At 48.0% G+C, this 14152-nt stretch carries 8 protein-coding genes; 1 reads left to right on the plus strand and 7 read right to left on the minus strand.

Annotated elements, in window-relative coordinates; all coding sequences use genetic code 11:
- Nucleotides 1–18: 18 nt before the first annotated feature.
- The 6 genes from leuS to ileS form a co-directional block, all read right to left on the minus strand.
- Entirely contained in the window at nucleotides 19–2568 is a 2550-nt protein-coding gene (gene leuS, locus BN4314_RS00325; protein WP_068539162.1) for a leucine--tRNA ligase, read from the minus strand.
- Nucleotides 2569–2685: 117 nt separating this feature from the next.
- Nucleotides 2686–4206: an IMP dehydrogenase gene (locus tag BN4314_RS00330; protein ID WP_068539164.1), complete on the minus strand. Its 1521-nt coding sequence runs from the start codon at nucleotides 4204–4206 to the stop codon at nucleotides 2686–2688.
- A 133-nt stretch (nucleotides 4207–4339) separates the two neighbouring features.
- Entirely contained in the window at nucleotides 4340–5659 is a 1320-nt protein-coding gene (locus BN4314_RS00335) for a glycosyltransferase family 2 protein (protein ID WP_068539166.1), read from the minus strand.
- A gap of 47 nt (nucleotides 5660–5706) precedes the next feature.
- Nucleotides 5707–6750 carry an RluA family pseudouridine synthase gene (locus tag BN4314_RS00340; protein ID WP_068539168.1) on the minus strand — a complete coding sequence of 348 codons (1044 nt, stop codon included), beginning with the start codon at nucleotides 6748–6750 and terminating at the stop codon, nucleotides 5707–5709.
- Entirely contained in the window at nucleotides 6743–7327 is a 585-nt protein-coding gene (gene lspA, locus BN4314_RS00345; RefSeq protein ID WP_068539170.1) for a signal peptidase II, read from the minus strand. Before lspA ends, BN4314_RS00340 begins: the two co-directional genes overlap by 8 nt.
- Nucleotides 7328–7330: 3 nt before the next feature.
- Nucleotides 7331–10150: an isoleucine--tRNA ligase gene (gene ileS / locus BN4314_RS00350; protein WP_068539172.1), complete on the minus strand. Its 2820-nt coding sequence runs from the start codon at nucleotides 10148–10150 to the stop codon at nucleotides 7331–7333.
- A 168-nt stretch (nucleotides 10151–10318) separates the two neighbouring features.
- Here ileS and BN4314_RS00355 point away from each other — a divergent pair, with 168 nt between their 5' ends.
- A complete protein-coding gene (locus BN4314_RS00355) occupies nucleotides 10319–12229 on the plus strand; it encodes a fructose-bisphosphatase class III (RefSeq protein ID WP_068539174.1) in 1911 nt (636 codons plus the stop codon).
- A 2-nt stretch (nucleotides 12230–12231) separates the two neighbouring features.
- On the opposite strand, the gene ftsH is transcribed toward BN4314_RS00355, so the two are convergent.
- Nucleotides 12232–14127 carry an ATP-dependent zinc metalloprotease FtsH gene (gene ftsH, locus BN4314_RS00360; protein ID WP_068539176.1) on the minus strand — a complete coding sequence of 632 codons (1896 nt, stop codon included), beginning with the start codon at nucleotides 14125–14127 and terminating at the stop codon, nucleotides 12232–12234.
- Nucleotides 14128–14152: the final 25 nt, after the last annotated feature.

Consider the following 14152-nt stretch of genomic DNA (forward strand, 5'->3'; position numbering starts at 1 on the left):
AAGGTGGTCACAGCTTGTTTATGAAGCAACAATATTTACAAGACGCCCTGGCACAACAATAACCTTGCGTATCTGCTTGCCCGCAAGCTGTTCGGCAAGGGCGTTCTTTGCCGCTACTTCCATATCCTCACGACTTGCATTAGTGGCAACCAAAATATGTCCGCGAACTTTGCCCATAATTTGAACAGCAAGCTCTACGGTATCGCTCACCGCCAAAGCCTCATCAAACTCAGGCCAAGGCTCATCGTAGGCAGACCCCTCAAGTCCTAGTGCCTCGTGATAAAGTTCTTCTGCCCAATGCGGAGCAATAGGTGCCATCATGGCCACAATATCATGAGCCACACGCTGGCAGAGCTTGAGGTTTCGAGCACCTTCGGGTTCGTCAAGTAGATACTTACTTGCAGCGTTTACCAGCTCCATAATTGAAGAAATCGCCGTATTGAACTGCTGACGATCAAAGTCTGCTGTACACCTCAGACCCAAACGATGAAGTTCGTGCATGAGTGTTTTTGCGTTGCTGCTCAGCTCACCAGTCATACCTGCAGTCTTGTCAGAAAGCTGCCAAACAATACGCCATGCACGCTTGAGGAAGCGATTGGCACCCTCAACTGCCTTAGGATCCCAGTCAAAATCCTTTTCGGGGGGAGCAATAAACAGAATAGCGAGACGCATGGTATCAGCACCATAGGGCTCAATAACTGAACTTGGGGGCACCACATTGCCCTTGGATTTGCTCATAACATCGCCATGTTCGTCTTTGACCATACCTTGGCAAAGTAGGTTGGCAAAAGGCTCATCGACATCAATCATGCCCAAATCACGGAGAACCTTGGTCCAAAAACGCGAGTAAAGCAAGTGCAAAATTGCATGCTCAATACCGCCAATGTAGTTATCAACAGGCATCCAACGGTCAACGCTTTTTTTGGAGAAAGGCAGCGTATCGTTATGAGGATCACAATAGCGAAGGTAGTACCAACTTGAACAAGTAAAGGTATCCATCGTATCGGTAATACGACGAGCAGGACGTCCACACTGAGGACAGGTGGTCTCATAGAAGGGTGCATATTCAGCAAGTGTCTGACCAGCACCAAGATCCAAATCTTCAGGAAGCATCACAGGCAAATCTTCCTCAGGCACAGCTACATCACCGCAGCAGTCACAGTGGATCATGGGAATGGGATTTCCCCAATAACGCTGCCGACTAATAAGCCAGTCGCGCAGACGGAACTGAACCGTCTTACGCCCTACACCATGCTCAGACAGCCACGACACGATAGCATCTACTGCCTCAGAGTGCTTACCACCCAAAAGACCAGTAAACTCACCAGACTGTACAAGGTAGCCCTCGGCATCCATTGCGTGATCCCAATTCACGGAACGCATACGCAACTCACGTTCATCTTTAAGCTCTTCATACAGCGGGTCATCTTTGGTGCAAATGATAGGTGCAATTTCTAGGCCATACTTCTTGGCAAAGTCAAAGTCACGCTGGTCACCACAAGGAACACCCATGACAGCGCCCGTACCATAATCCATCAAAACATAGTCGGCAACCCAAATAGGAACCAGGCGACCATTGATGGGATTGATGGCATAACGGCCCGTAAATACGCCATTTTTCTCTCGCGCAGAACCCTGGCGATCAACGCTCGATACCTTTTCGGTAGCATGCTTGAGCCCAAGGAAGGCTTCTTCATATGCACTGCCTTCGACAAGTTCGGCTGCAACTTTTGACTCAGGGGGCAGTACCAGGAAAGACACACCAAAAAGCGTGTCTGCACGCGTGGTAAAGCAGGTCAGTTTGCGTCCAGTGGGCGTGCTACCATCGGCATCTACCAACTCAAAGTCAATTTCTGCACCTTCAGAACGACCAATCCAGTTTTTCTGCTGAGCGCGCACATTGTCAGGCCAGCCCTCAAGCTTATCAATATCATCAAGAAGCTCCTGGGCATAGTCGGTAATCTTGAGATACCACTGAGAGAGCTCGCGCTTTTCCGGCACGCTACCACAACGCCAGCAACGACCATCCACAACCTGCTCGTTTGCCAAAACGGTTTGGCAATGAGGACACCAGTTAACCGGAGAGGTGGCTCGATAAGCCAAACCCTTTTCCCACATCTTGATAAACATCCACTGACCCCAGCGATAATACTCCGGGTCACAGGTGTTAAACATGCGGTCATAGTCATAAGCAAAACCCATGCGCTTCATAGTTTTGACTGCTTGAGTGATGTTTTGATGGGTCCACTGAGCAGCCTGAGTATGGTGTTTGATGGCTGCATTTTCTGCAGGCAAACCAAAGGCATCAAAACCCATGGGATGCAACACGTCATAACCCCTCATACGTGCTTGACGAGCCAAAGCATCACCAATGGTGTAATTGCGCGCATGACCCATATGCAAATCACCCGAAGGATAGGGAAACATTTCGAGTACATATTTTTTGGGTTTAGCAGGGTCCTCATCAGTCGTATAGAGACTAGTTTTTCCCCAAGCCTTTTGCCACTTTTCTTCTATCGCCTGAGCGTCATAGGCAGGGATTGTACCTGCGTTGTTCTCTTCAGCCATGTATATCCTCTCAGCAGCTATATTGTGCAGTCAAAAAGTATAACCAAACAGGACGCCTGGGTACCAAACCACGCCAGACGTCCCGTCAATAAAGTCAAAGCATGCAACAAACCAAACTTAGGAACGGAAGTTCACGTTTTCCTTGTTTGCATCCTTGAGTACGACGTCATGAGCGCCACCCTCAACCAAAGAGGTAGAAGAGACAAGTGTAATCTTTGCCTTATCACGCAGTTCCTCCAAGGTCAGAGCGCCGCAATTGCACATCGTTGAACGAACCTTAAGCAACGAATTATCAACATTTTCCTTGAGCGGACCCGCATAAGGCACATAGGAGTCAACGCCTTCGACAAAAGATAAGTTCTTTTTATTACCGCCTAGGTCATAGCGAGCCCAGTTGCGCGCACGGGCAGAACCCTCACCCCAATATTCCTTCATATACGAGCCATTGATATTAACGCGACGCGTAGGACTCTCATCAAAGCGAGCAAAGTAACGACCCAGCATTAAGAAATCTGCGCCCATAGCGAGAGCTAAGGTCATGTGATAGTCATATACAATGCCGCCATCAGAGCAAACAGGAATATAGACACCCGTCTTTTCGAAGTATTCGTCACGGGCACGACAGACATCAATCAAAGCAGATGCTTGGCCACGTCCAATGCCCTTTTGCTCACGCGTAATGCAAATGGAACCTCCACCGATGCCAACCTTGATGAAATCTGCACCTGCATCTGCAAGGAAGCGGAAACCTTCGCTATCAACGACGTTGCCAGCGCCTACCTTGACGCTATCTCCGTAGTGTTCACGAACCCACTCAAGCGTAATCTTTTGCCACTCAGAAAAACCTTCCGAAGAGTCGATGCAAAGCACATCAGCACCAGCATCTACTAACAGAGGCACCCGTTCGGCATAATCGCGCGTATTGATACCAGCGCCTACGATATAACGCTTCTGCGAATCAAGTAGCTCACCAGGATTGCCCTTATGAGAGTCGTAATCCTTACGGAATACAAGCGCAATAAGATGACCATCCGCATCAACAATAGGTAGCTGATTGAGCTTGTTATCCCAAATGATATCGTTTGCCGTTTTGAGCGTGGTATTTTCATCGCCCACAATAACGCGCTCACGAGGAGTCATGAAATCGCGCACCAGCGTGTCGCGAGAATCACGAGAGGGACGATAATCACGAGAGGTCACAATACCTAACAAGTGACCATGAGCTGTGCCATCGTCGGTAACAGGCATGGTGGAGTGACCAGTCTGTTCACGCATATCCATAACTTCTTGCAAAGTCATATCAGGCAGCAACGTAGAATCAGAAATAACAAAACCCGCCTTGTATTCCTTGACCTCGCGCACCATAGCTGCCTCAGACTCAGCGGACTGAGACCCGTAAATAAAGGAGACACCACCCTGCTGAGCTAAAGCTATAGCAAGTCGAGTACCTGAGACTGACTGCATAATGGCAGAAGTCATAGGTATATTCATAGATATAGCGGGCTCTTCACCACGGCGATATTTAACAAGAGGAGTTTTAAGGCTTACTCTATTGGGCACATTCTCACAAGAAGAGTAACCAGGTACCAAGAGGTACTCAGAAAAGGTATGCGATACACCCTCAATAAAAGTTGCCATGCTCTATGCTCCTCTTTCTACCTTTTACCGATGAAACGAATGCGTTGGCGGTATTGTAATGCACTTGTCAGCGATAAACACCCACAGCTTTATGACTCGCAAAATGCGTACTATAAATGGATAGTGAGAAAATTTAATCCGAACCATGAGAAATGTCTTGAGTGCTTCCAACCACCTGGTCAAAGTTGATAGCAATATCATGCTTGGTGGGCACCCACTCAACCTTCTTAAAGAGAGCTACCACTGCAATGGGAATGTAGCTCGCCATAAAAATCGGAAACATTATGACACCCCACGCGATGCGCCAAATATTACGCGCATGAATATGCGAGCGCTCAACTATGACGGTAAGCAACGCCATCATAAAGAAAATCACATACCCTGACTCAAATACGGCAACCAATGAACCCATGCACATACTAAGCTCTGCTTCTGTGGCAACAAACCCATGACTTAAGCCGCCAACAATAAGATAGGTGCCATTCACAAAGACTGAAAGAATCGTCAATATCGAAGCGGGGGCGAGCACCATCAGCATGTCATAGGCAGCAAAGCGCCCTCGTGCGATACCACGAAATAAATCCCATCCATATGAGAAAAATACCTGATAAATACCCTTAGTCCAGCGAAGACGTTGAATCCACGATGCATGAAAGGTAACAGGTTGTTCGTCAAAAAATTCTGCAGGCACATATCCAATTTGAATATTGTTTGCGCAGCAAAAGGCTGAGAATTGAATATCTTCGGTCAAGGTGTGGAAATCCCAACCATGCATGCCTCGAACAACGGAGGAAGCCACCATCCAGCCCGAACCAGAGATGGCAGCACTGGTATGAGCCATCATGCGTGGATTATTAAGAAAGCGCGCTTCTCGAATAAACCAAATAGCATATGAAGCGCTCACCCAGCTAGAATCAAAGTTCTTAGAATTGCGGTAACTCGTACATACCAGATAACCTGCATCATAGGCATCATTCATGAGGCGTACATAGTCTGGTGAAACGATATTATCGGCATCGAAAATGAAAAAAGCTTCGTAACGATCGCCATATTCATTGAGGATGCGATTAAACCCATAATCCATAACCCAACTTTTGCCCTTACGAGCAAGGTCATGACGGTCCCAAACAATAGCACCTGCACGCTGGGCTTCTTCGTGAGTATTATCGGTACAGGCATCGCAAACAACAAAAACATCAATGAGCTCACGAGGATAATCTTGTGCAAGGATTGAGCGAACAAGATTCCCGATAACGGGCTCTTCATTGTGTGCTGCGATAAAAAACGCATAGCGATGCAGCTCTTTTGCCTTGGGCAGACGAACGGTACCCCTGAGGAGGGCCATAATCATATATACAAATTGATACAGATAAGCCACGGTAAAGAAAAGCGCAATCAGGACATTAAAGATAACAATTGGCGTTAAGTTATTGAAATTAAGCGTAAACTGCACCCCTTGCCCCCTTGCAAGAATATAGGATCTGCTCCCTTTAGCGTTCCTTATACCTGTTGTCCCAACAACTGCGGAACAATACGCTGGCCCTCCGCAGTCCGACCCATAGAACGTGATTCTAACTTCTCTAGTATATCGCGGAGATCTTCAGGTAGGGCATCTGCCATAACAAGGGACTCTCCCGTCACAGGATGGTCAAAGGCAATATGCCACGAATGTAAAAATTGGCGGGTGAGACCTAGATTTTGTCTGAGATCTCCACGCCCATAAAGTGGATCACCTATGACACAGTGACCTATATGACGCATGTGCACGCGGATTTGGTGTGTGCGCCCTGTATAAAGATGACACTCCAGTAGGGCATATCCTTCATCACGCAATCCTGCTTCAAATCGTTCAAGCACGCGAAACGTGGTAATTGCCTCTCGAGCGTCAGGATCATTACTCACGCTCATTCGCAGGCGATCACGGCGACTACGAGCAATACCGGTAGTCACCTGTCCTTCATCTAAGGCAACAGGGCCATAAACCAAAGTCACATAGCGTCTGTCAAGCACACGCAAGCGTATCAAATCCTGCAGTGCTTTTTGAGTTGCGTCATCTTTGGCTGCAACCATCAAGCCTGAGGTATCGCGATCAAGTCGATGAACTATACCTGGCCTATCGTCTCCTTGAAGCAGACCTAGATGCTCATAGCCACAATGTGCCACCAACGCATTTGCCAACGTATCATCATAATGTCCAGGTGCTGGATGACAAACAAGGTCAGCTTGCTTTGAAAGAACCATGAGATATTCATCCTCAAAACGAATATCGAGAGGAATCTCTGGATTAGCAACGAGAGTTCCCGAGACAGGTTCCAAAACGGGTAGCTCTACACTGATCCTGTCACCTAGTCTTACGACTTCACTTTTTGAGTCTGCCAAGGTAGCGTTGATATGCACTTTTGCAGACTCAATGAGCTTTGCTACGGCACTACGCGAAGGCATGTTGGGGCAAGAAGCTATATATGTATCAAGTCTGCTGCCATCATCATCAGGACCTACAAGAAGTTCATGTAGAGAAGAGCTAAAACTGGAGTTCTCAGGCATTGTTCTGCCTCAAATCCGACTTTGCCACTTCCTTATGAGGCTCGGTTGCCGTGTCTACAATGTCGAGATCCTCTTTAAAGCTCGTGCTCGTCCTTTGGCCATCCCAAGTGATATAGAGGATAAACGCCACAAGCACACCGAGCGTCACACAGATATCCGCAACATTAAAGACAGGAAAATCAATAAAGTGCAGTGACAAAAAATCGGTAACAGAGCCCGTCGAAAGACGGTCAACCATATTGCCGACTCCCCCACCTGCAACACTCGCAACACTGACAACGAGGCGCAATGGTAGACGTTCGCACATGACCCACCAAGCAGAGCCAATCAAAACGGCCAATGCAAACATAATGAACACGACACTCGCACCTTGACCAATACTAAAAGCAGCGCCCGTATTCTCTACGTGCCACAGGTCCAACAAGCCCGGGACGAGCGGACGAGCGGGAGAGCCCAGCGGCGCAACAAAACGCACTGCAGCCTTTGTTGACTGATCTACAAGAACCACAAGGCTCACGACTGTCAAAAAGGTAGCAAGGCGTCCTGCACGCTTTGAGAGAATACGGACAACGTTCAAGCGCTATTCCTCCTCTGGCTTGCCAACCACATTGTGGCAGCGCTGACACAATCCCGCTTCGTCAACAGGCTCACGCCAGTTCCAGCAACGAGGGCATTTCTGACCATTTGCGGGCAAAACCTCACACACAAGCTCTGCGCCCTCATGGATGCAAACTTCAGAGCACACAAAGACCTCTGCCATATCAGGTGCAGCAGGTCCCATCAAAAGCTGCGCAGTCTCCACCGGAAGGGTCAACTCAGCACGAGCAGCCTGTGTCGTCTTTTCGCTAATGATACCAGCGCCAAGAGCCTCCTCATATGCCTTGGTAAAGGCGCCACGTGCCTCATTCATAGCTTCATAGGCGGGCAACAACTTACTATAACTTTCCTTCTTAAGCGGTGCCTGATACCAGTCAAGCAAAGCCGCATAGCTTTGTCCGTCACGAAGGCACGCCGGCATGTGAGCCAAAGCCTCATCGCAGGTAAAGGGCAAAATTGGCTGCAGATCATGAACTAACATTGAGAGTACGTGACTCCACACCGTCTGGGCGCTACGGCGCTCAAACGAATCAGCGGCTCCGCAATAGGTGCGGTCTTTGGTTGCATTGAGATACCCGCCAGATAGCTCGGTGATGATGTAATCGTACAAGGTGCGGTAAACCATGTTAAAACGATATGTCTCATAGGCATGGTTAACCTCATCATGCACCTGACACATACGTGCCAAAGCCAGACGGTCGTAAGGAAGCAAATCCTCAATTGCTACACCCTGAGTCTCTAGATCAAACTGGTCTTCAATCTCACCCATCAAGAAACGTAGAGTATTGCGAATCTTACGGTATGCATCGCCAACGTGAGACAAGATATCGTTGTCGCAAGGCACATCGGTAGACGTATCTACAGAGGCAACCCACAAACGCAAGATATCGGCACCAATAGTGCTACATACCTTATTGGGGTCGATGACATTACCCAAAGACTTGCTCATCTTGCGACCTTGACCGTCGAGAGTAAAGCCTTGAGAAATTACTGCCTTATAGGGAGCTTTTCCATAGGCACCCACCGAGGTTATGAGACTACTCATAAACCAACCACGGTGCTGATCAGAACCCTCAAGATAGATATCAGCAGGAAAAGTCAGGTTGTCGCGATGCTTACACACTGCAGTATGAGACACACCAGAGTCCCACCATACATCCAAAATGTCTGAATTGGCTTTAAGATGGTGACCCCCACATTTGGGGCAGACGCAGGCATCGCCTAGATACTCTGCAGGATCATCGGTAAACCAAGCGTCAGAGCCCTTCTTACGGAAAAGCTCAATAACAGCATCAAGCGTCTTGTCATTGATAACCGTCTCACCGCAGTCTTGACACGTAAATGCAGGAATAGGTACACCCCAGTTGCGCTGACGACTGATGCACCAATCAGGACGACCTTCAACCATCGAGCCAATACGTTTGATGGCATGGCTGGGATAGAAGTTTACGTGAGAGAGTGCCTCAAGTGCCTGCTTGCGCAAACCCGTCTCATCCATAGAGACAAACCACTGACTTGTGGCACGGAAAATAACAGGGTTCTTGCAACGCCAGCAGTGCGGATAGCTGTGGGTAATATCTTCATGCAAAATGAGCATGTTACGCTCACGCAGCCACTCAATAATTTTTGGGTTGGCTTCGTTGACCTCCATACCACTCCAAGGGCCGCCAGTGCCTATACCGTCTCCCTTAAAGAAGTGCCCATCATCATCAACAGGCATAACAACGGGAATATTAAATTTCATACCAGCGTTGTAGTCATCCACGCCGTGTCCAGGCGCAGAATGAACGATACCCGTACCATCATCAAGCGTGACATAATCCGCAAAGATGAACTCGCCCTCTTCTCCCTGCTCCCCAAAAATGGGTTGCTTGTAGCGGTTATGAGCAAGTTCGGTGCCTGTTTTGCGCCAAACCTCTCCGTCTGCGCCAACAATCAGCTCGTAGCTCTCATAGCCAAACTTGATACAGCACTTCTCTACTAACGCTTCAGCGAGAATCTCAACGCGGTCCTCAAGCTGGATGGCAACATAGTTGGCATCGGGATGCAGAATAACTGCATCGTCGGCAGGTAACGTCCAAGGAGTTGTAGTCCAGATATCCACAAAGGTCTTGCCCGCATAGGCCTCAAGACCCTCTGGCACTGAGGTCAACTCAAAGCGAACAAAAATTGCAGGACTAACTTCGTCACCATACTCAATTTCTGCCTCAGCAAGAGCTGTATGACAATGAGAACACCAGTGCACAGGCTTGCGACCGCGATAGACGGCACCCTTGTCATAGATAGCCTTAAAGATTTCTATATCGGTCGCATCGTAGTCATCGGTATAGGTGAGATAGGGATTATCCCACTCACCCAACACGCCCAAACGCTTGAAACCCTGGCGCTGAGTGTCAACCTGCTCCACCGCCATCTTACGGCAAAGCTCGCGAATTTTGGCTGTCGGCAGCTGGTTGAACTTATCGATGCCTAGCATCTCCTCAACCTTGTGCTCAATGGGCTGACCATGGCAGTCCCAACCGGGCACATACGGCGTCTGATAGCCTCTCATTGACCAATAACGATTAATAAAATCCTTGGAGATTTTGTTCTGAGCATGACCTAAATGGATGGGACCATTTGCATAAGGAGGGCCATCATGAAGGATAAACTTTTCATGTCCTTCATTTTTGGCAATCATCTGTTCATAGACGTGATTTTGTTCCCAATCAGCAAGCCTCTTAGGCTCGTTGGTCGCTAGACCAGCGCGCATCGAAAAACTTGTTTTGGGAAGGTTTGTCGTCTGCTTATATGAATTCGCCACGATGAGTCCCCTCCATGTGTGTCATGTCCTTGTATGCCTTATGAGACAAACTATAATTTTAGCACGCTCGCAGCGTAAATAATACCGTTCACCGCGGCTTACCTCTGCAGTCCTCACACAGACAGCAGTTATACTTCAGGCATTGATGCTTTTAAATGAGGAGGCGTTGTGGATAAAGCGGTAGAGTGTGTTTCCACAAGCAAACAAAAGTATCTCAAATTGCTTGGAGAAAAATTTCCTACAACGCAATCGGTGTTTACCGAAATCATTAATCTTGAAGCCATCTTAAACTTACCGGCTGCAACCGAACACTTTATGAGCGACGTACATGGCGAATACGAGGCGTTCGTTCACATCCTTAATAACTGTTCGGGTGCTATTCGTGAACAGATAACAAAGCTCTTCTCCGCTGAATTGGACAAGCAAGAACTGGCAGATTTTTGTACCCTCATCTACTACTCACAAGAAAAACTCCGCCGCCTTCATGGTACAGGTGACATTACTTCTGAATGGTACCTACGTACGCTCAAACGCCTCATTGTGCTAGCACGTACCCTTGCAAGCAATTACACTCAATCAAAAGTTCGAAAAGCTATGCCTGTTGAATATGCTTATATCATCGATGAGCTACTACATGCCAATGCCGAAGACGAGCAGCGTCGTCAGGACTACCATGCCCGCATTTTCCAATCGGTAGTAGACACAGGCGCGGCAGACGATTTCATAGTATCGCTCTCTTCCCTAATCAAGCGTCTCGCGGTCGACCACCTGCATTTGGTGGGTGATATTTTTGATCGTGGACCACATGCCGATCGTATCCTTGACCACTTAATGAACTATCAATCTTTGGATGTGCAGTGGGGCAACCACGACATTGTATGGATGGGAGCTGCAGCGGGTTCTAGTTTGTGCCAGATAGCAGTCATACGCACGAATATCCACTACAACTCACTTGATATGCTTGAGAGCGCCTACGGTATTTCTCTGCGTGAGCTCGAAAATTTTGCGCGAAGAAACTACACCACCTATGACAATCTCACGCCACTCTACAAGGCTATCTCTGTCATATTATTCAAGCTCGAAGGTCAGGCAATCGCACGCCACCCCAATTGGAAAACTACTGCCAAGCGTCGTTTACTTGACAAGATTGATGTTACCCATGCAGTTGTCACTATTGATGGGTACAAATATCCCTTGCGCACGCGTGACTTCCCTACCGTTGATTTCACAGGCGATCCTTTTGCTCTTTCAAAAGAAGAGCAAGACATCGTCGATAAACTTGCGAACGCCTTTAGCCAAAGTGACCGACTACGCCGTCACGTGGGTTTCTTATACGAGACAGGATCGATATATCTTGTGCACAACGGCAATTTGCTATTCCACGGCTGTCTACCACTGACACCAGAGGGTAAATTTGCCCACGTTGCTTGTGATGATGGGGTTAAAAGATCAGGTAAAGACTATCTCGATTTCTGTGACCGAATTGCACGTCGCGCTTGGAAAACAGGAGAGCAAGAAGCATTGGATTGGATGTATTACCTCTGGTGTGGAGCACACTCGCCTTTATCTGGACGCGTAGTCAAAACCTTCGAACGTACTTTTGTTGAAGATGAAAGTTGCTGGAAAGAGCCCAACGACCCTTACTTCAGTCTGACCCAAGATCCTGCTATTTGTGACGCTATTCTTCAGGAATTTGGTTTGGGACCTGAAGGGCATATCATCAACGGGCATACACCCGTCAAAGTACGAGCAGGACAAAGTCCTGTGCGCGCAGGTGGAAAGTTACTGGTAATTGATGGAGGATTTGCTCAAGCCTACCACGCAAGAACAGGTATTGCAGGTTATACCTTGGTTCAGAGCGCACATCATCTACGTATAAAAGCACATCGACCCTTCCGTAATCTCGACGCTGCACTTGATACCAACGCCGACATCATGAGTGAGACCGATGTGCTAGAACGCTATGACATTCCTCATCTCGTGGGTGATACAGACAAGGGTATCGAACTAAGAGAACAAATCGCCGACCTCAATGAACTACTTCGTTGCTATCGCTCAGGTGAATTAGCTGAAGGCTAACCCTAGTTAGAACGAGCCTCACTCACAATTGCAGGAGCAAAACCATCGTTACGGGAGAGAATGTTCATAAACTCTTCGCCCGTAATGGTTTCTTTTCGCTGCAGATAGTGAGCGATCTCATGAAGCTTAAAGCGATTCTCTCGAAGGGTAGCCAATGCAGTCTGATGACCTTCTTCGACCAAGCGACGGACCTCATCATCAACTTCTCGTGCAGTGCCTTCAGAGCAGGTCAATTCGCTGCCACCACCAAGATACATATTGCGACGTTCGCCCAGCGCCATCATGCCAAACTTATCAGACATACCCAACTGCGTTACCATAGCGCGAGCAATCTTGGTGGCTTTTTCAATATCGTTTGCAGCACCTGAACTCATATGACCGAAGATGAGTTCCTCTGCTGCACGACCACCACAAAGCACTGCAATACGTTGCTTAAACTCCTCACGTGTCGTGAGATAGCGCTCATCTTCTTCAGCTTGCATCGTAAAGCCCAAAGCACCCGAAGTACGAGGAACGATTGTAATTTTGGATACGGGGGTTTTGCCATCTTGGACTGCTGCGACAATAGCATGGCCCGTTTCGTGATAGGCAACAATTTCCTTTTCGTGCTCGGATAGCACGGTAGACTTCTTCTTCTCACCTGCGATAACCGTATCAACCGACTCTTCGATGTCTTCTTGGGTGACATACTTTCGGCCTTGACGAACAGCACGTAAAGCCGCCTCATTAATCATATTAGCGAGATCTGCACCAGAAGCACCCGGGGTCGTACGTGCGATTTGAGCAAAGTCGACACCGGATTCCATCTTTACATCATGAGAATGCAACTTGAGAATGGACTCACGGCCAGTAAGGTCTGGCAGCTCTACAGGAATTCGACGGTCAAAACGACCAGGGCGTAAAAGTGCAGGATCGAGCACATCAGGCTGGTTGGTCGCTGCAAGCACCACAATACCTTTGTGATTGTCAAAACCGTCCATCTCGGTCAGCAGCTGATTTAAAGTCTGCTCACGTTCATCATTAGAGTTAAGCGAGACGCCACGTTTTTTACCGATGGTATCAATCTCGTCAATAAAGACAATACAAGGTGCTTTTTCGTTGGCCTGCTTGAAAAGATCGCGCACACGAGCAGCACCACGACCAACAAACATCTCAACAAACTCAGAGCCTGCAATTTGGAAGAAGGGCACCTTTGCTTCACCAGCCACGGCCTTGGCAAGCAGGGTTTTACCTGTTCCTGGAGGACCTACCAGCAGGGCACCACGAGGACAACGGGCGCCAATCGCAGCATATTTTTCGGGATGTTCAAGGAAGTTGACAATTTCTGCCAAAGACTCTTTAGCCTCATCCTGGCCGGCGACATCTCGAAAAGTAGTGTCATTATCCTTGTCTGCCACAATTTTTGCGCCGGACTTACCAACACCACCAAAACCAAGACCACCACCAAAATTCATCGAGGGGCCATCATCACCCATTTGCTTACTCAAACGACGACGGAGGAACCAAAAGCCCAACCAAACCAAGGCAATAGGAATAAGATAGCTGGCTACGAGGTACATCCACATTCCAGAAGACTTGTCATCTACCGTGGAAGCAAAGGTAACTTTGTGCTGCTTGAGCAACGAAGTTAAAGCAATATCATTAGGCCATGCAGTGGTGACATAGCTAATGTCTTTGTTATCAGTTTTAAAGCTAATTTCGTTATTTGATTGATTGAGGTTTACAGAGTTTACCTTGCCATCTTCAACCATTGAAACAAACTTGCTATAAGTCACCTGCTCTACCTTTGCAGCTGAAATATTGGTAAAGAGCGCCCTTTGCAACGCAAAAGCGAGCACAAGACCAGCAATGAAATACATAATCATTGTTTGGCGTCGGCGCTTATTGTTCATTTCCATCTAAAGCTCCCATCAGCAAAGACAA

Source organism: Olegusella massiliensis (genome assembly GCF_900078545.1).
GTDB classification, from domain to species: Bacteria; Actinomycetota; Coriobacteriia; order Coriobacteriales; family Atopobiaceae; genus Olegusella; species Olegusella massiliensis.